The sequence below is a fragment of the Micromonospora cathayae genome (assembly GCF_028993575.1).
Lineage (GTDB): Bacteria > Actinomycetota > Actinomycetes > Mycobacteriales > Micromonosporaceae > Micromonospora > Micromonospora cathayae.
In genome coordinates, this window is sequence record NZ_CP118615.1 from 5,481,316 (window position 1) to 5,501,967 (window position 20,652).

General features: G+C 73.7%; 3 protein-coding genes. All 3 read right to left on the bottom strand.

The window, feature by feature from the left end; all coding sequences use genetic code 11:
• Positions 1–28: 28 nt before the first annotated feature.
• The 3 genes from PVK37_RS24320 to PVK37_RS24330 are packed head-to-tail and all read right to left on the bottom strand — an operon-like array spanning position 29 to position 20,567.
• Positions 29–9,613, bottom strand: a complete 9,585-nt coding sequence (locus PVK37_RS24320; protein ID WP_275030121.1) for an SDR family NAD(P)-dependent oxidoreductase — start codon at positions 9,611–9,613, stop codon at positions 29–31.
• Positions 9,614–9,624: 11 nt separating this feature from the next.
• On the bottom strand, positions 9,625–19,407 hold the full coding sequence (locus tag PVK37_RS24325; protein ID WP_275030122.1) for a polyketide synthase: 9,783 nt from the start codon (positions 19,405–19,407) through the stop codon (positions 9,625–9,627).
• Positions 19,404–20,567: an aromatic ring-hydroxylating oxygenase subunit alpha gene (locus PVK37_RS24330; protein WP_275030123.1), complete on the bottom strand. Its 1,164-nt coding sequence runs from the start codon at positions 20,565–20,567 to the stop codon at positions 19,404–19,406. The genes PVK37_RS24325 and PVK37_RS24330 overlap by 4 nt, the downstream gene beginning before the upstream one ends.
• Positions 20,568–20,652 lie beyond the last annotated feature (85 nt).

Genomic DNA, 20,652 nt, shown 5'->3' on the forward strand with positions numbered 1-20,652 from the left:
GCTCCTTCCATACCGATCGTCGGGCATGTCACTGGCCGCCCGGCCCGTGCTGGACCAGCAGGGGTCGCAGCAGCGCGCTCAGGGTGGCCGTCGGGGCGGCCGTGGAGCGGGTCGCCTCGGACGACGGGACGGCCTCGGCCGGGGTGGCCCCGGACCGGGCGGTCGCCGGCGTCCCCGCCGACGCGTTACCGAGCCAGGCCGCGATGTCGGCCATGGTGCGGGCGCGCATCACCACGGACGGGTCGACGGTGATCCCGCCGCGCCGTTCGATGGCGTTGGTCAGGTCGGCGATGACCAGCGAGTCCAGCCCCAGGTCGGGCAGGGGGACCAGGCCGGGGTCCTCGCCGAGCACGTCGACGAAGGCGCTGCGCACCACGGCGAGCGGGTCGGTCCCGGCCGCGAGCGCGCCAGCCGGTACCGGCTCCGCCCCGGCCGGACCGGCCGGCTCGACTGCCGGACGTGCCGGACCGGTCAGGTCAACTCCCCGGCGTGCCGGACCGGTCAGGTCGGCTGCCGGAGCGGCCGGTCGGTGCCCCGGCGCGGCGGTCGCCGCTGGCTGTTCCGCCACGACCGGCACCATCGGTCGCTCCCGTGAGGCGGGGGTCGACGGCTGCTCCCCCGGTACCGGGGCGACCGGCTGCTCCGGTGCGGCCGCGCCCGGGAAGACCACCGCACCACCGCTGAGCAGGTGGGTGCCGAACCCGCTCAGCGCCTGCGCCAGGCCGAGGGAGTGGCCGGCGGAGACGGACGCGTCCGCCTCCATGCCGATGCCGGTCCAGTTGGGCCAGGCGTGCGCGGTCACCGTCGGACCGTCGGGGCCGGCCTGTTCGGCGAGCGCCAGCTGGTACGCGTTGGCCAGGGCGTAGTCGACCAGCCCGCGACCGGCGTGCGGCAGCGCCCCGGCGATCGACGAGACCAGGGTGACCCAGCCGGCGCCCTCGGCACGGGCCAGGTCCAGCACGTTGCGGGACCCGGCGACCTTGGGCGCGGTGACCCGGGCCGCCTCGGCCCAGGGCCGCCGCCGCAGCGACCCGAACGGGTTGACCCCGCCCGAGCAGTGCACCACCCCGCGCAGCCGGCCCCAGCGGCGGCCGAAGGCGGTGGCGGCGGCGGTCAACGCGGCCTGGTCGGCCACGTCGCACGACCGGTAGTCCACCTCGGCCAGGGTTCCGAGTTCCCGCAGCACCGGGTCGGTGGCCGGGTCCACCGGGGACCGGCCGACGATGCCGACCCGCCGGGCCCCGGCGGCGATCAGGTGGGCGACCAGCCGGCGGCCGATCGCGCCCAGGCCGCCGGTCACCAGGTGGTAGCCGTCGCCGGTCAGGTCGACCGGTGTCCCCGGTCGGGCCGGGAGCTGCTCCGGCACGTACCGGCTGCCCTTGCGGTAGGCGACGACGTCGTTGGTGCCGGGGCGCAGCGCGGCGAACTCGGCGGCGATCTGCCGGGCCCGGGTCTCCACCGGATCGGTGGGGTCGAGGTCGAGTGCGACGACGGCCAGCCGGTTCTCGGCGGCGGCGGCCCGGACGGCGAGCACCCGGGCGGCCGCCGCCGCGTCCAGCCGGGCCCGGTCGGCGGCGTCGACGGCGGCCGAGTGCTGTTCCACCCAGACCACCCGGGCCTGCGACGGCAGCGCCGCCAGCAGGTCCCGGAGCTGCTCCCAGAAGCCCGCCAGGTCGGTGTCGTCGTCGGGGCGTCCGGTGGCAGCGGCGACCACCACCAGGCCACGGGCCGACTTGTCGTCGGCGACGATGTCCACGCCGCGCGCGGAGAGGGTCGCGGTGACCGCGCCGCCGGTGGCCCGGTCCGCGGCGACCACCCGCACGGTGATCCCGTACGCGGAGGCGGCCGGGAGCGGCTCGGCGAGCTGCCATCCGGTACGCCACGCCTGCGGCGGCTCCACGTCGGACGGGGGCAGGACGGCGGCGGAGGCGGTGGCGGGGGTACGGGTGTGCCAGTACCGGCTCCGGTCGAACGGGTAGGTGGGCAGCTCGACGACGCGGGCTCCCGGCACGGAGAGCGCCGCCCAGTCCACGCCGGGGTGCCCCTGCCGGACCAGCTCGGCCAAGGCGGCGTGCCAGTCGGTGGTCGACCCGGTGCCGCCCGTGGGAACCGGGGTCGTGAGGGTGTCGTCGACCCGGCCCACCGGGACGCGGCCGGCGGCGACCGCCCGGAGCTGCTCGGCGAGGGCGGGACCGTCGGCCCCGGTGACCGCGGTCTGGTGGCCGAACGGTGAGCGGCCGGTGTTGGCGGTGTGGCAGAGGTCGGCGGTGTGCCAGGGATCGGTGGCGGCGGCGAAGACGTCCGCGTACGCCCCGGCGAGCCGCCGCACCGCGTCCTCCGACGCGGCCGACACCCGCACGATGTGCGAATCCTGCGACACCGGCCCACGCTCGGCCGGCAACGGCGCCTCCTCCACGATCACATGCGCGTTCACCCCACCCATACCGAACGCCGACACCGCAGCACGCCTCGGCACACCCACCACCCGACGCCACGGCACCACCCGATCCGCCACAAAGAACGGCGAACCCTCAAACCGAATATGATCATTCGGACGCACCACATGCAACGTCGGAGGAATCCGCTCCCCCTCCAACGCCAACAACACCTTCACCACACCAGCCAAACCCGCAGCCGGCTCCAAATGCCCAATATTCGACTTCAACGACCCAATCGCACAAAACTGCGTCCGCGACGTAAACGACCGCCACGCCCGCGACAACCCATCCACCTCAATCGGATCACCCAACGACGTCCCCGTACCATGCGCCTCCACCATCCCGATCGAATCCGGAGACACCCCCGCATCCCGCAACGCCGCCACGATCACCTCAGACTGCGCCGCACTCGACGGCACCGTCAGACCCGACGTCCGACCACCGTGATTCACCGCCGAACCCCGAATCACCCCCCGAATCCGATCCCCGTCCCGCACCGCATCCACCAACGGCTTCACCACCACCGTCACCACACCCTCACCCGGCACGAACCCGTCCGCACCCGCATCGAACGCCCGCGACGCACCCGTCGGGGAAAGCGCCCGGAGGCTGTTCATCGCGACATAGTGCAGTGGGGACAGGGCCAGCCGAACGCCGGCGACGATGGCCTGATCGCATTCACCGTTACGGATACTGCGCACCGCGGTGTGCAGCGCCACCAACGACGACGAACACAACGTGTCGATCGTCATGCTCGGCCCGACCAGATCCAGGAAGTAACTCACCCGATTCGCCAGGAAGGCGTTGTGGTTACCGAGACCGCTGGGCGCGTCCAGTTCCGGCGGGATGTTGTAGTCCCGGTAGTGCTGGTAGCTGGCACCCACGAACACGCCGGTCGACGACGGCGTCGCCAACGGTGGGATGCCCGCCGACTCCAGGGCCTCCCACGCGGTCCGCATCAACCAGCGCACCTGCGGATCGAGTACCTCGGCCTGCTTGGCGAAGAAGTCGAAGAAGCGGGCGTCGAACTCGTCGATCCGGTCGAGGAAACCGCCCACGGCGTCACCGGCAGCGGTGGCCCCGGCCCAGCGGAACGTGGGAGCCGGTCCGATGCCGTTGCCGCCCTCGGTCAGCAGCGACCAGAAGCCGGTCGGATCGGTCGCGCCGGGCAGCGCGCAGGCGACCCCGATCACCGCCATGTCCTGACGGTCCGCGCCGCCACCGTCCGCGTCGCCGGTCCGGCCGGTCCCCGAGGGGGTCCGGACCGGATCGGTCACCGCGACCGGCACCGGCCCGGCCGGCGTGGCGGGCTGCTCGGGTCCACCCGGTTCGTCCCCGGGAACGGCGGACGCGACCTCGGAAGCGACGGCAGTGACCTCGGGGGACGTGACCCCGGAACCGGGGGACGTGACCTCGGGAGCGAGGGACGCGACCAGCCCGGTCAGCTCGCGGCAGTCCCGGGCCTGGAGAATCTCCACCGGGCTCACCACCGCCCCGAACTGTTCCTGGATCTCGGCGGCGACCATGGTCGCCAGCATCGAGTCGATGCCGGTGGCCGCGAGCGAACCGGTGGCGGTGACCTCCGGGTCCCGCAGGACGCCCCGGACCAGGGCGACGACCGCCGACTCCGACACGGCCGTCCGGGCGGCGGGACGCGCCACAGCGGCACCGTCGCCGCTGCCGCCGCTGACGGTGCCGGGGGCCGGGACCGGCCGGTAGACCACGTCGGTCAGGGTGACCAGCGGTCGGCCGTCGGCGTCCAGCAGGACGGCGTCGGCCCGGCGGTTCCCGTCCGGGTCCTGCTCGGTGAGTCGCAGGTGGACGTACGCGGTGCCGGACGGATCGTGCCAGCGCACCGCCCGGCCGACGGACACCGGCAGGTAGGTCAGCGTGGAGGCGGTCGGGTCGGCCAGGGTCAGCACCGCCATGGCCTGGAAGGCCGCGTCGAGAGCGGCCACCACCCGGACGCCCGGATCCCGATCGTCGACGGCGATCCCGGCGAACACGCTCGTCGGGCCGTACCCGATGTCGGTGAGCACCCGCAGCGTCGGCCCGAAGTCGACCCGCTTGGCGGCGAACCAGGCGTACAGACCGGCCGGTTCGATGCTGCGCGGGTGGTCGGCCCGGACCCGGTCCACGGCCAGCGGGTCCGGCTCGGTGGGCCGGGCGCCGCCCAGCGAGAGCTGACCGACGGGCTGGTCGGCGTACCGGAACGTCACCGCGCGTCCGGCGGACTCGTCGCTGGTGAGCTGGTGCCGGCCGGTCGCCCGGGCGGTGAAGGCGAGCCGGTCCAGGACGGCCGACCGGGCGAAGCCGCTGGCGACCAGGAACGCCGCCGGCACGGTCGGCTCGCCGAAGACCCGGTGCGCGTCGAGCAGCCGGGTCAACGCCTCCGCGTCGGGAGCGACCGGCCGGAGCGCCTCCGCCGACGCGCCGGGGCCTCCGCGAAGGCCGCCCGGACGCGCGGCCGGGGGCAGGTCGGTCCGGTCCCGGAACGGGTACGGCGGCAGGGTACGGCGGGTGCCGCGCCCGGCGTCGTGGACCCGCCGCCAGTCGACGGCGCGGCCGGCGACGTAGAGCAGGGCCAGCCCGGTGAGCAGCCGGTCGTCGGGGGTACGCAGCTCGGCCGCGATCCGGTCCACGGTGAGCGGCGCGTACAGGGCGAGCTGTTCGGCCAGTTCCCGGCTGACCGGCGCACCGTCGGGGAGCACCGTGCCACCGCGCAACGCCAGACCGGGCAGCTGGTCCGGACCGGCGTCGAGCGCCCGACGCAGACCGGCCGCCAGCTCGTCGGTGTCCGTGGCGAGCACCGCCACCCGGTACGCCAGGTGGCTGCGCCCGACCGCCGCGGAGAAGCACAGGTCGGCCAGGTCGACCGGGGTGTCCTCGGTGATCAGCCGGGACACGTCCGCCACCCGGCGGGCCAGCAGGTCCGGGGTGTGCGCGGAGAGCACGAGCAGGTGCTCGCCGTCCGACCGGTCCGCGCCGGCGCGGCCGGCGGTGGGCGTACCGACGTACTCCTCGACCACCACGTGCGCGTTGGTCCCGCCCATCCCGAAGGCGCTGATCCCGGCCCGGCGGGGGCCGGCGGAACGCCACGGTCGGGGCGCGGTCGGGATGGCGAGCAGGTCGGCGGGCAGGTTGATGTGGGCACCGAGCCGCTCGAACCCGGCCACCGGGGGGATCTCCCCGTGCTGGAGGCAGAGCAGCACCTTGACCAGACCGGCCAGGCCGCTCGCCGGCTCCAGGTGGCCGAGGTTCGCCTTGACCGAGCCCAACTGGCACGGTTCGGGTCGGTCACCGGCCGCGCCGAACACCTCGGCGAGGGCGGCGATCTCGATGGGGTCACCGAGCCGGGTGGCGGTGCCGTGCGTCTCCACCAGGGAGATGTCGGCGGGGTCGAGCCCGGCGTCGGCGAGGGCGGCCCGGATCACCGCGACCTGTGCCTCGCTGCGCGGCACCGGCAGGGCGCTGCCCCGGCCGCCGTGGTTCACCGCCGCGCCGCGCACCACCGCCCAGATCCGGTCCCGGTCGCGTTCGGCGTCCGCGAGGGGCTTGAGCATGACCGCGACCGCACCCTCACCGGGCACGAACCCGTCGGCCCGGTCGTCGAACGGCCGGGGCCGGGACGGCGAGAGCGCGCCGAGCTGGCTGAGGCTGCGGTAGTACCACGGGGTCAGGCCGACGTGGCAGGCGGCGACGATGGCCGCCCCGCACTGACCGGTACGCAGACTCACCACCGCCTGCTGGAGCGCCACCAGCGACGACGAGCAGAGCGTGTCCACGGTCTGCGACGGCCCGGTCAGGTCCAGCGCGTACGAGATGCGGTTGGCCAGGACGGCGTTCATCGAGCCGAGCGCGGTGTGCGGGCCGACCGCGTCCAGCCCGTTGGCGTCCCGGTGGTGGGTGTAGGTGGCCCCGACGAAGACACCGATGTCGCGCCGGCCGGTGAGGCCGCTGTCGTCCACCACCGACCAGGCGTGCTCCAGCAGCAGCTTCTGCTGCGGGTCCATCTCCTCGGCCTCACGGACCGCCATCCCGAAGAACTTCGGGTCGAACCGGTCGATGCCGGCGACGAACGCGCCGGTACGGCAGTAGGTGCCGGTCAGGTTCGGGCCGCGCCGCTGGTAGTGCTCGTCGATGTTCCAGCGGTCGGCGGGGATCTCGGTGAAGGCGTCCGCGCCGGCGCGGAGCATCGCCCACAGGCCGGTCAGGTCACCGGCGCCGGGCAGGTCACCGGAGACGGCGACGATCGCGATCTCGTCCCCGCGCCGCTCGACGGCCGACCCGGCCGGCGCGACGCGGTCCACGACGGACGGCGCGACGGAGGGGAGGACGGACGGCGCGGTGGTGACGACCGGCGCGGCGGTCGGCCCGGCCGGCTCCGGCGCGGGTCCGGCCAGCGGACCCGGCTCAGGCATACGGTTCGGCTCGGGCGTGCCGGTCGACTCAGGGGTGTTGGTCGGCTCGGGCGCGGGTCCGGTCGCTGTGTCCGGCTCGGACGTGCCGGTCGGCTCGGGTCCGGGTCCGGTCGCTGCGTCCGGCTCGGGCGCGGGCGGGGCGGCCCGGTAGCGGGTGACCAGCGCGTCCGCGAGCTCGGCGAAGTCCCCGTACTCGAGGAACAGGGTCGCCGGGAGGGTGGCCTGCCAGCGGCGGGACAGCTCCTCGGCCAACTCGACGCTGACGATCGAGTTGATGCCGTAGTCGGTCAGCGGGGCGGTCGGGTCGAAGTCGACCAGGTCCAGTCGTTCGGCGAGGAACGCGCCGAGCGCGTCGGCGGTCCGCTCGGCGTCCGCCGCGTCATCGGTACGGCCCGCGTCGACCCCGCCGGCCCGGTCGCCGGAGCCGGTCGTGACGGCGGAACCGGTCGTGGTGGCGGGACCGGTCGTGGTGGTGCCGGACCGGCCGGCCGGCGGGCTGCCGGTGGCGGCCGACGACGTTCCGCGAGCCGTCGGGGCCGGCGGGGCGGCGGAGGCGTCCGGATGCGCGATGACGACCTGACGTACGTCGTCACGCAGCGCGGTCATCATCGCGTCCAGCGCCTCGACCGTGCCCAACGGCCGTACGCCCCGGCGACGGAGCTGCTCGGCGACGGCGGTACCCATGCCGACCTCGCCCCACAGCCCCCAGTCGACGCTGGTCCACGGGTTGCCCCGGGCGTGCGCGAAGGCGTCCAGGTAGGCGTTGGCGGCGGCGTACCCGCCCTGGCCGAGGTTGCCGAAGGTGCCGGAGACCGAAGCGAACAGGACGGCGAAGTCGAGGTCCACCCCGTCGACGGCCTCGGCCAGCGCGTGCACCCCGTCCACCTTGGGCCGCAGCACCTCGGCCACGTCTTCGACGGTGGCGCTGCGCAGCAGCCCGTCCTTGAGCGTGCCGGCGGCGTGCACCACGCCGTGCAGGTCGCCGTACCGTTCCCGGATCTGCGCGACGGTGCCGGCCAGCGCGCCCGGCACGCCGACGTCCGAGGCGTACGAGACGACCCGGCAGCCGTACGCCTCGATGGCCGCCACCGCGTCCGGGTCGACGTTGCGGCCACCGGAACGGCTGACCAGGGCGACCAGGCCGGCTCCCTCGGCGGCGAACCGGCGGGCCACCACCAGGCCGAGCCCGCCGTGCCCGCCCAGGATCAGGTACCGGCCGCCGGGCCGGACCGGGGGCCGCCCGGCGTCGAACGCCGGCAGCGGTACCCGGCTGGGCTCGTGGCGTACGCCGGCGCGGTAGCCGGTCTCGACCGGGCCGGCGGCGGTCAGTTCGGCGGCGAGGGCCTCGGCGGACGCCGGGTCGAGGTCGACCAGGCGGGGCTTGAGCCCGGGGTACTCGATGGCGGCGGTGCGGACCAGTCCCCACAGCGCGGCGCGGGCCGGGACCGGCCGGTCCGCCGGCAGCAGCGGCTGGGCGTGTTCGGTGGCGACCACGAACCGGCCGGTGCGCTGCCGCTGGCCGAGCGTCCTGATGGCGTGCAGCACCGCGTAGAGACCGTCCCGCAGTTCCGCCGTCTCCGGGCGGGCCTGGCCGGTGTTCCACAGGTGCACCACGCCCGCCACGGGCTCGTCGATGTCCGCCCAGAGCTGCTGGAAGGCCGGTTCGTCCGGCTCCGGCATGATCCGCTGGTCGGGACCGGGGGTGCTCGTCGGCCCGGGCAGCACCTCGACCACCCGGGCGCCGTCGGCACGCAGGCTCCGGACCACCGCCGGGCCCACGCCGTCCGGCAGGCCCGGGTGCAGTACCACCCAGGTTCCGGTCGCGGGGGTGCGCCCGGCGGTCGCCCCGGCGGGGTGCCAGTCGATCCGGGTGAGCAGTGGATCGGCCGTCGCGGCACTGGCCGGTGTGGCGCTGGCCGCACTGGTGCCGGCCGTCGTGGCGCTGGCCGGTGTGGCGCTGGCCGCGGTGGTGGGCAGCCGCCGCATCCGGACCCCGCCGAGTTCGGCGACCACCTGACCGGCGGGGTCGAGCAGGATGGCGTCCGCCTCCGACCAGGCGTCCCGCACGGCGGTACGACGGACCCGGACGGTCACCCCGGCGGTCAGCCGGGACAGTTGAGCGTGCAGGGTGAACCGGGTGACCCCGATGGGCAGCATCGGCCGTGGGCCGGCACCCCCGGTGAGGTCCTGGAGGGCACAGCTCACCACCTGGAACACCCCGTCGACCAGCAGCGGGTGCGCGTACCAGGGCAGCGGCTGGGCCACCGTCTCCAGGGTCGCCTCGGCAGTGCCGTCCCCGACGGCGAGGGCACGTACGGTCCGGAAGTCCGGCCCGTACTCCAGGCTGGCCTCCGACCAACTCCGGTAGAGCAGCTCGGGGGCGACCGGTACCGGGCAGGTGACCGTCCACGCGGCAGGTGGACGGACCTCGGCGGCCACGGTCCGGCCCGACCCGGTCGAGATGGTCTTCCGACCGTCCGGGGTGACCGCGCTCAGCTCGAACCGGATCGGTTCGCCGATGGTCGCGTCCAACCGGGCGGTGACCCGCTCGCCGTCGCCCACGGTGAACGGCCGGACGAAGGAGACGTCGGCGAGTTCGAGTGGGGTGAAGCTCCGGCGCTGGGCGACACCCAGCAGGGCCATCTCCAGTTGCACGGAGGCGGGCAGGATGCCGGTGCCGTGCGAGCGGTGCTGGGCGATGAACGGTTCGTGCCCCGCGAAGGTCTTCTCGTAGGTCTCAACCCGGTACGTCACGGTCCCTCGCTCTAGTGCTCGTAGTGCCGGTCGAAGAGCGGGTGGCCGGCCGCCTGGTCAGCGGTGGCGGGCACGGCGGCTTCCGGTTCGGACGGTCGGCGTGCGGTGGTGGTCTCCCGTGCGGTGGTGGTCGCCCGTGCGTGCGGTGCTCTCAACTCCCTGCGGTCGAAGGGGTAGGTGGGGATGGTGGTGGTCCGGTGGCCCTTGCCGTGGTGCACTCCGGCCCAGTCCACCTCGCCCGCGCCCTGGCTGTAGAACGTGCTCACCGCCGCGTGCAGCTGTGCCTGGTCGGTGTGGTCGCGTCGGAGGGTGGGGAGCCAGGTCAGTCCGTCGGTGCCGAGGGCCTGTCGGCCGAGACCGACCAGGACCGGTTGCGGGCCGATCTCCCAGAACACCCGCCCACCCGCGGCGTGCACCGCGTCCAGGGCCTGCGTGAACCGCACCGGCTGCCGGATCCCTGAACCCCACAGCTGCGCGTCCGTCACGGTGGCCGTGTCGTGCCAGCCGCCGGTCACCGTGGACGCGAAGCCCACCTGCGGGGTGTGGGCCGTGATGCCGGCGAACGCCCGGGTGAACGGGTCGACCGCGCCGGCCATCGCTGCGGAGTGGAACGCGTGACTCACCGACAGCCGCTGCGTCCGCAACCCCGAACCCGCCACGAACGCGTCGATCGCTTCCGTCGGTCCGGACAGGGTGACGTTGCGGGGCCCGTTGAACGCCGCGACCTCGACCCCCGGGAACCGGTCCAGCACGGCGGTCACCTCGTCCGGGGACGCGAACGCCACCACCATCGTCCCGTCCGACGGCTGGGCCTGCATCACCTCGCCCCGCACCGCCACCAGACGCAGCAGATCCGACAGGGAGAACACCCCCGCCGCCCATGCCGCGGTCAACTCGCCCACACTGTGCCCGACCACCAGGCCCGGCCGAACCCCCCAGGATTCCAACAACCGGACCAGACCGACCTGCACCGCGGCGATACCCACCTGCGCGAACCGCGTCTGCACCAGATCATCCCGACCCGACCCGAACAACAGATCCATCAACGACAGCCCGTGCCCGGACAGCAGATCCGCGCATTCGTCGACAGCCGACCGGAACACCGGCTCCGTCGCATACAAACCACGACCCATGTCCGGATACTGCGACCCCTGCCCGGTGAACAGGAACACCGACACCGGCGGCTGATTCACCAACCGACCCACCGGCCGGTCACCCGCCGCCACCGCCGACAACCCCGCCACCAACACATCCCGGTCACCACCGGAAACCGCGACCCGGAACCGATGCGACGCCCGACCCACATTCGCCGTGAACCCGACATCACCCAACTCACCCGCCCGCGGCAACGCCTCCGCATACGCCCCCGCGAGCCGCCGCACCGCATCCTCCGACGCGGCCGACACCCGCACGATGTGCGACTCCTGCGGCACCGGCCCACGCTCGGCCGGCAGCGGCGCCTCCTCCACGATCACATGCGCATTCACCCCACCCATACCGAACGCCGACACCGCAGCCCGCCTCGGCACACCCACCACCCGACGCCACGGCACCACCCGATCCGCCACAAAGAACGGCGAACCCTCAAACCGAATATGATCATTCGGACGCACCACATGCAACGTCGGAGGAATCCGCTCCCCCTCCAACGCCAACAACACCTTCACCACACCAGCCAAACCCGCAGCCGGCTCCAAATGCCCAATATTCGACTTCAACGACCCAATCGCACAAAACTGCGTCCGCGACGTAAACGACCGCCACGCCCGCGACAACCCATCCACCTCAATCGGATCACCCAACGACGTCCCCGTACCATGCGCCTCCACCATCCCAATCGAATCCGGAGACACCCCCGCATCCCGCAAAGCCGCCACAATCACCTCAGACTGCGCCGCACTCGACGGCACCGTCAAACCCGACGTCCGACCACCATGATTCACCGCCGAACCCCGAATCACCCCCCGAATCCGATCCCCGTCCCGCACCGCATCCACCAACGGCTTCACCACCACCGTCACCACACCCTCACCCGGCACGAACCCATCCGCACCCGCATCGAACGCCCGCGACGCACCCGTCGGGGAGAACGAGCGCAGCCGGGAGCCGAGCTGGAAGTACTGCGGGGACATGCCGAGGTGCACCCCGGCGACGATGGCCTGGTCGCACTCACCGTTACGGATGCTGCGCACCGCCGTGTGCAGCGCCACCAACGACGACGAACACAACGTGTCGATCGTCATGCTCGGCCCGACCAGATCCAGGAAATAACTCACCCGGTTCGCCAGGATCGCGTTGTGGTTACCGAGACCGGCGGCGGTCTGCACGACGTCGCCGACCACCATGTCCCGGTAGTGCTGGTAGCTGGCACCCACGAAGACACCCACCGAGCGGCCGGCCAGCCGGCCGGAGAGACCGGCGTCCTCCAACGCCCGCCAGGCGGACTGGATGAGGTGCCGCTGCTGCGGGTCGATCCACTGTGCCTCGGCCGGGGAGATCCGGAAGAACGGCGCGTCGAAGGTGGTCAGGTCGTCAACGAAGCCCGCGCGGCGCAGGTAGACGGTGCCCGGCTCGGCCTCCTCCGAGTAGTAGTCGTCGATGTCCCACCGGGACTTGGGTACCTCCTGGAGGCAGTCCTGCTGGTTGGCGAGGATCTCCCACAGTTCGTCCGGGCTGCCGGCGTTGGGGAACACCCCGTCGTACCCGATGATGGCCATGGCGTGCCGGTCCCCGCGGTCGGGAGCCGGCTCGACCACCGACACGGCGGGTACGGCCACCGGCACGGCGACCTCGGCCGCCGACGGCACGGCCATCGGCACGGCAGCGGCCGGCGGTGCGGTCGGCGACGTGGCGGCGGCCGGCGGCGCGTCGACGGGCAGCGGCGCGGACGGCACCGCCGAGGCCCCGGGGACACTGGTGACACCGTAGTTGTCGCGCAGTTCGGCGGCGAGGTTCTCCACCGTCCCGACCTCGAGCAGCAGGGTCACCGGGATCTCGACGTCCAGCTTGGAGCGGATGTCCTGGGCGAGCGAGATGGCCAGCATCGAGTCGAGGCCCTGGGCCTCCAGCGGCCGGTCCAGTTCGAGGGTCTCGATGTCGGTCTCCAGCCCTTCGGCGATCCACGCCGCCAGGGCCGAGGTGAGGTTCCCACCCCCGTTGACCGGGATGCCGGCCGGACGCGGCCCCGCCGCCCCCGGGGCCTGCGGACCCGTCGGTCCCGACGCCTGCGGGCCCGTCGGTCCCGACGCCTGCGGAGGCGTCGGTCCGGCGACCGCTTCCGCCGAGGGTGCGGCGGTGTTCGCCACCGGGTACCCGGCGGTGCTGGCACTCACCTGGCCGGTCACGGCCGGCACGTGGCCGTTCTGGCTGGCGGTGACCCGGCCGTTGGCGGTGCCGTTCGCCGGGGAGCCCGGCTGCGCCCGGTCCTGGCCGCCGGTCGTGCCGGGACGGCCGGTCGGAGGCGCCGTGGAGATCCGCCGCCAGGTGATCCCGTGGGCGGTCAGCACCGGACGGTCACCGTCGACCACCACCAGGCTGGCGGTGAGCAGGCCGGCGTCGGGGGCGCTGCCCCGGTCCCGGCGGGCGTAGACCCGGACCGTGCCGGACAGTCGTCCGGAGACGGTCAGCCGTTCGACGGTGAACGGCACGTACAGGCCCTGGGCTCCGCAGGCGGCGAGCGCCACCTGGAAGGCACCGTCGAGCAGCCGTACGTCGACCGGGCCGGGCCCGGCGGCGGCTCCGGCGAGGGTGCCGACGGCCTGGCCGGGAGCGGTGGCCAGGGTCTGTACGCAGCGGAAGCCCGGGCCGTAGGCGAGCCCGTTGCGCGCGAAGTCGCGGTACATGCCGTCGAGGTCGACCGGGACGAAACCCGCCTCGTTCAGTGGCGGGGTCAGCGTCGGTTCGGTCGTCTCCGGTTCGGTCACCTCGACGTCGCAGACCACGGTGCCGCCGCCGTCGCGGAAGGAGATCCGGCTGCCGTGCAGTTCGGCGGTCAGCGTCGCCGGGGGCCGGACGGTCGCCCGGAAGGTGAGGTCCCGCAGGGTGAACCGGTCCCGGCCGACGATCTCGGCGACCTTGCCGGGGTAGCCGGAGCCGGGCAGCGTCGGGTCACCGAGCACGACGTGCTCGTGGGCCTCGGGGTGCTCGCGCCAGGTCCAGGCGTGCGGTCGCCCACCGAGGGCGGTCCGTTCGGCGGACGGCAGTTCGCCCTGCGGCTCCAGCCACAGGTACCGCTCCTCGTGCGGGGTGGTGGGGAACCGGACCGGGGCCCGTTCCTCGGTGGTGAGGCTGTCGCCGGCCACGAAGCGGCGGGCCGCCGTGTCGAGGGTGTCCCGGCCGGGGTTGCCGCCGAACGGCGCGATGGTGCGGCCGGTGGGTTCGGCGACCCCGACGTACAGGTTCCGGGTGCCCTCGGCGCGGGCGAGGAACAGCATCAGCTTGTCGTCGAGCTGTTCGACGGAGTCGACCACGCAGGCCAGCCGGTAGGTGGCCGCCGGTCGCTGCCGGCTCGCCACGCAGAGCCAGGCCAACGGGGGGCAGTACGGCGAGCGGAGCAGCCGGACCAGCCGGCCGGCGAGGACGCGCAGCCCGTCGACCGAGCCGGCCGAGAGGGTGAGCAGGCCGGGGCCGGTCGCGGCGGGTACCCGGGTCGGGGTGGGCGCGGCGGTGAGCACGGCGTGCGCGTTGACCCCACCGAAGCCGAAGCTGCTGACCCCGGCGACCCGGGGGCCCGACCAGGGGACCAGCCGGTCCGGGACGAACAGCGGCGAATTCTCGAAGCGGAACGCCCGGTTGGGGTGGGTGAGGTTGGCCGAGGGTGGGATCCGTTCGGCCTGGAGGGCGAGGATGGTCTTGATCAGACCGGCGACCCCGGCGGCCGGTTCGAGGTGACCGATGTTGGTCTTGACCGAGCCGACGGCGACGGTGCCCCGGCCGGCCCCGGCGAGGGCGGCTTGGAGGGCCTCCAACTCGATCAGGTCACCGAGCTGGGTGCCGGTGCCGTGCGCCTCGACGTAGCCGACACCGGTCGCGTCGATCCCGGCGCGTTCCAGGGCGGTCCGGATGACCGCCTGCTGGGCGGTGCTGCTCGGCGCGGTGAGGAAGCCGGCCGCGCCGGTGTGGTTGACGGCGGCGCCACGGACCACGGCGAGGATCGGGTCGCCGTCGCGTTCGGCGTCGGCGAGCCGCTTGAGGACGATCACCCCGCAGCCTTCGCCCCGGACGTACCCGTCGGCGTCGTCGTCGAAGGTGCGGCACTGCCCGCTCGGCGAGAGCATGCCGTTGCGCAGGAACGACCGGGTCTTGGTGGGGGTGAGCACCAGGTTCGCCGCGCCGACCACGGCGGCGTCGATCTCGCCGGAGCGCAGGTGCATGGCGGCCTGGTGCAGGGCGACCAGCGACGACGAGCAGGCGGTGTCGACGGCGAAGCTCGGGCCGGTCCAGTCGAACGCGTGGGAGAGCCGGTTGGCGACCATGGACACGGCGGTACCGGTGGCGACGTGCGGGTCGCCCGCGCCGACGCTGCCGGCGACGATCTCCGGGAAGTCACTGGCGATGGTGCCGACGAAGACGCCGGTGTGGGTGCCGAGGGTGGCCGAGGTGTGGCCGCAGCTCTCCAGCGCCTCGTCGGTGACGCTGAGCAGGATGCGCTGCAACGGGTCGAGGCGGCGGGCCTCCCGGTCGGTGAGCTTGAACCGGGCGGCGTCGAAGTACTCGATCCGGTCCACCCAGCCGGTGGGGACCTCGTCGGTGTCGGTCCACAGGTGCCCCCAGCCGCGGTGGCCGGGGGGCGCGTCGCCGACGTCGACCACGCCCTCGGCGAGGTTGGCCCAGAACTCGTCGGGGGTGGCCGCGCCGGGGAACCGGCAGGCCATGCCGATGACGGCGAGGGCGTCCTCTTCGCCGGCGGGTTCCGCCGCGGGGCGGACCGGTGCCGGGTCACGGCGGGTCGGGTCGCCGGCGTCCGGAATCGTCCCGGCCGGCGGCGGGGTCGGTCCGGCGGCGGGGACAGCCGGAGCCGGGGTCGGGTCGGTGGCGGTCGGCAGCGGGTTCGGGTCGGCGGCCGGGGTGGGCTCGGGTTGCGGTACCGCCTCGACCACCGCCTCGGCCGCCGCCAGGACGGCCTCCTCGACGCTGGTCGCGGGCTCCGGCTGCGGTACGCGGACCGGGCCGGCCGGTTGCAGCAGGTCGGCCAGGCGTTCCGGGGTGCCGGTGGCGAACAGGGCGGTGGGGCTCACCTCCACGCCGAACTCGGCGCTGAGCGCGGTGGCCGCGCGGGTGACGTTCGCCGAGTCGCCGCCGAGGTCGAAGAAGTTGTCGGTGACCAGGAAACCGTCGTGGCCGAGGACGGTGGCGAGCACCCGCGCGATCCGCTCGGCCGGGGGTTCGGTCACCGCCGGTTCCGGCGTGTCCACGGCGTGGGCCGGGGTCGGCGCCTCGGCGTCGACCGGTTCCGGCGTGTCCACGGCGTGGGCCGGGGCCGGCGGCTCGGTCGGGGCGACGGACGGCACACCGGTCCGGATGATGCTGTGCCGGGTCGGTTCGGGCAGCAGCCGGCGGGCGATCTTGCCGTTGTCGGTGAGCGGCATGGCGTCCAGCCGCACGTACGTGTCGGGCACCATGTACTCGGGCAGCCGCTGGCCGACGAACTCGTCCAGTTCGGCCTTGACCAGGGTGCGCTCGGCGACCAGGTACGCGGTGAGTCGGGGCTCGCCACGGCCCTCGAAGGCCACGGCGATCACGGCGGCGGCGGTGACGCCCGGGAAGGTGGCGAGCACCCGCTCGATCTCGGCCGGTTCGATCCGGTTACCCCGGACCTTGACCTGCGAGTCGGCGCGGCCCAGCCACTCGATCGCCCCGTCGGCGTGCAGTCGTACCGTGTCGCCGGTCTTGTAGAGCCGCAGCCCGGTACGCGGGTGCTCCAGGAACACCTCGGCGGTGCGGTCGGGACGGTTGACGTAGCCGCGGGCCAGCCCGATGCCGGACAGGTACAGCTCGCCGACGCCGTCGGGGCCGCACGGGTCGAGGTTGTCGTCGAGGACGTGCAGGTCGAGGCCGGGCAGCGCGTCGCCGAGCGGCAGGAACGTCCCGACCCGGTCGACCCGGTGGGTGGAGACCCAGATGGTGGCCTCGGTGGGGCCGTACAGGTTCCACAGTTCCCGGGCGGTGGCGTGCAGCCGCTCGGCGACCGCCGGGACGAGCGCCTCCCCGCCGGAGAGGACGGTGAGGTCCGCCGCCGGCGTCCACCCGGTCTCCAGCAGCAGCCGCCACAGGCTGGGGGTGGCCTGGGCGACGGTGACCTCGCCGATCAGGTCGGCCAGCCGCTGCGGGTCGCGGGCCACCTCGCGGGAGGCCAGCACCACGGTCGCGCCGACGGTGAGCGGCAGCAGCAGTTCCAGCAGGGAGATGTCGAAGGCGACGGTGGTGTGGGCGAGCATCCGGTCGTCGGGCCCGGAGCCGAGGCGTTCGCCGATGCCGGTGAGGAAGTTCGCCAGCGCGGTGTGGCCGATCTCCACGCCCTTGGGTTCGCCGGTCGAGCCGCTGGTGAACAGCACGTACGCCAGGTCGTCGCCGGTGACCGGCGGGGGTACGGCCAGCGCGGAGCCGTCGGCGGTGGGGATGGGCAGCACGGCCGGGCCGATGGTGGTGCCGAACGCCAGGCTGCGGTGGTCGGCCAGGATCAGGTCGCAGGCGGCGACCTCGAGGTACCGGCTGAGCCGTTCCACCGGGTAGTTGGGGTCCAGCGGCAGGAACGCGGCCCCGGTGCGGAGGATGCCGAGCATGGCCGGCACGAGGTCCGGTCCCCGTTCGGTGAGCAGGCCGACCACCGAGCCGGCCTCGACGCCCTGGTTCCACAGGTGGGCGGCGACGGCGTCGGCCCAGGCGTCCAGGGTGGCGTAGTCGATCTCCCGGTCGCCGCTGCGGACGGCGACCGCGTGCGGGTGCGCGGCGACGGTGGCCGCGACCAGGTCGAGCAGGGTGGGCACGGACGACACCGGATCCCGTTCGGTGTCGTCGGCGACCGGCTCGGGCGCGGCGTGCGCCACCGGCTCGGGCGCGGCGTCGGCGACCGGCGCCGCGACGGTGGTGGTGTCGGCGGGTACCCCGGTGGTCGCGGGGTCGGTCCGCTCCCCGCCGGTCACGGTGGCGGGCTGCCCGGTGGTCGCGGCGGCGGGCTCGACCGGGGCGGCCGGGGTGGTCTCGGGTTCCGGGGCCACCGGTACGCCGGGCAGCATCGCGCCCAGCGCGACGTCCTCGACCCGTTCGGTGAACTCCAGGGCCTCGTCGGCGCTCATCGCGGTTTCCCGGACGAACACGATGGGCGGCCCGTCCCGCAGGCAGAGCAGGGCGATCTCGGTGTCCGCCTCGGTGGCGGCCTCCTCGTCGGGGGCCCGTTCCAGCACCATGATCCGGGTGAAGGTGGGGCCGTCCGAGCCGTACGGGCGGTGCGCCAGACCGAGGCGTACCTCCAGGTCGGTGGCGTACCCGTGGCGGGCGGCAGCGGCGTCGAGCCGGTCGGCGAGCGAGTCGGCGTCGGCGGCGTCGAACCGGACCGGCACCCGGGCGACGGCCAGCCCGTGGGTCTGCTCGGCCCGGGCCCGGACCGCCGAGGTGGACCAGGCGAAGTCGAAGCTGGGTGCTTCCATCCGCTGGGCGAGCACGGCGAGGAAGGCGCGGACGACGCTGACCGTCTCGGCCCGGGAGCGGGGCACGTACGCCAGCTCGTACCGGCTGTAGTGGGCGCCGGCGGCGGAGAAGTCGGCGGCCTCCAGCGGTGCCGGGCGCAGGTCGGTCAGGTGTTTCTTCCACCAGTTCTCGTGCCGGCGCAGCGGTGCCTGCGCGTCGGCGATGGCGGCGAGCACCTGCGGCGGGGCGGCCGGCAGGGGCTTGCCCACGGCCAGGCCGAGCCGCTGGGCGACGGCGCGGCCGCTGAGCGTGCTGCCGTCGGTGCCGCTGAAGTCGCTGACCAGCAGGTCGGCGTCCGGGGCGGAGAGAGTCAGCGCGGTGTCGGTGACCGCGGCCACCAGGGTCTGCGGGAGGGCGCCCTCGCGGGGGACGAGCCGGACCTGGCGCGCGAAGACCGCCCCCTGGGCGGTGATCAGGGCCGGCACGCCGAGCGGGTTGGGGAAGTTGCCGTAGTCGAGCGCCTTGGCGATGCGTTCGGCTTCGGCTGCGGAGGTGCCGGCGTGGATGAGCCCGCCGGCGGCGATCCGGTCGGAGCTGAGGTAGAAGCGGCGTTCCCGGTCGCTGGTGTCGATCGGCTCGGGCAGGGTCCGGGCGACGACGTGCGGGACGAGGTCGGCGAAGAGCTCGATGCCGACCTCGGCGGCCTCGTAGGTGAGCGACAGCGCGGTGGAGTGGTTGCGGATCGGGAACCACCGTTCCAGCAGCACCGACCCGGCGTCCACCGCCTCGGTCATCACGTGCCAGGTGGCCGCGTGCCGGCCGGCGCCCTCGTAGAGGGCCCAGGCGGCGACGTTGCTGCCGGAGTACCGGGGCAGCGGCCCGTCGTGGAAGTTGATCGCGGCGACCTTCGGCAGCGCCAGCACCGGGCCGGGCAGGATCCGGAAGTTGACCACGCTGAACAGGTAGTCGACCGGGGTCTCGGTGAGCGCGGCGACCAGGTCGGCGCGCGGGTCCAGCACCGGGACGCCGTGGCCGGTGGCCCAGTCGACGGCGACCGGGTCGTCGGTGAAGACCCCCTCGACGCGGACCCCGGCCGCGACGAGCTGGGCCGCGCACCGGGCGAGGACCCGGGTGCCGCCGATGAGGAAGCAGTTGGTCACGGTGCTCATGCCTCGGTCTCGGCCGGGTCGGCGGTCTCCTGGGCGACCCAGGCGTCGATCTGGGAGACGACCTCCTCGTCCAGCGACAGCTGGCCGGGGGTCCACCTCGGGTTGGACAGGCCGCGGTGGGTGCGCTCGCACAGCTCCCAGTCCTCGTAGTTGGCCTTGTCCCAGAGGGCGAAGACGGCTTCGTGGGAGAAGTCCTTCTTGGCCGTCTCGTTGGGGTGGAACAGCCAGAAGTGCCGCACGTAGCAGGTGCCGGGGCTCTCCGGCCAGACCCACTGCATGAACACGTAGTCGGCGGTGAAGCCGAACAGCAGGTTCGGCAGGATGGTGATCCAGTTGATCTTGCGACGGTCGGCCTCGGGCACCAGCGGCATCGGATCGCGGGTGCTCCGACCGGTCATCGAGACCGAGTTGAAGCTCTCCCGGATCACCTGCCAGGCGCCGATGATGTTGTCGCCCTTGAGCTCGTAGGTGCCGGCGTCGTCGAAGTCGGTGATCCGGTGCAGGTCCTTGTGGGCGGTCGGGAAGTGCAGGCTCTCGTTGACGTTGTGCGCGACCAGCTTCCAGTTGCAGGCGACCGGGTAGTCCTTGGCCTGCACGCACTGGAGGTTCTCCAGCTCGTACACCCGGGCGAACTCCCCGAACTCGCCCAGCGAGACGTCCAGGTCGGGGGCGTCCTCGGAGAAGGTGATGAAGACGACCCCGAACCGGATCTCGGTGCGTACCGGCAGCAGACCGTTCTTCTCCTTGTCGAAGAAGTGGTCGAAGTAGGTGCCGTTGAAGCTCTTGAGCTTGCCGTTGCGGTCGTACACCCAGCAGTGGTAGATGCACACCAGGCTCTGCCGCTTGCCGGTGGCCTCCTCCACCAGCCGGTAGCCCCGGTGCCGGCAGTAGTTGTGGTACGCCTGGATGCCGTCGTCACCGTGGATGATCAGCACCGAGCCGGTGCCGATGGTGAGGGTGGCGTAGGAGCCCTTCTCCTTGAACCGGGAGACGTGGTCCACGGGCAGCCAGTGCCGCCCGTAGATCCGCTCCATCTCCCGCTGGTACTGCTCCTGTCCGGTGTAGAACTCGTGGCTGCGGCCCCGGCCTCCGGTGTCGAAGTAGGGCCGCTGCTCATCCTGCTCGCTGATCAGGTCGAACATGCTGGACGCGGCGGTCATCTGGTGGCTCCTCCAGAGATCAAGTGCAGGGTTGACCGGCGGAGGACCCCAGATGCCTTCGCCGTCGGGGCCGCGCTCGTCCCGC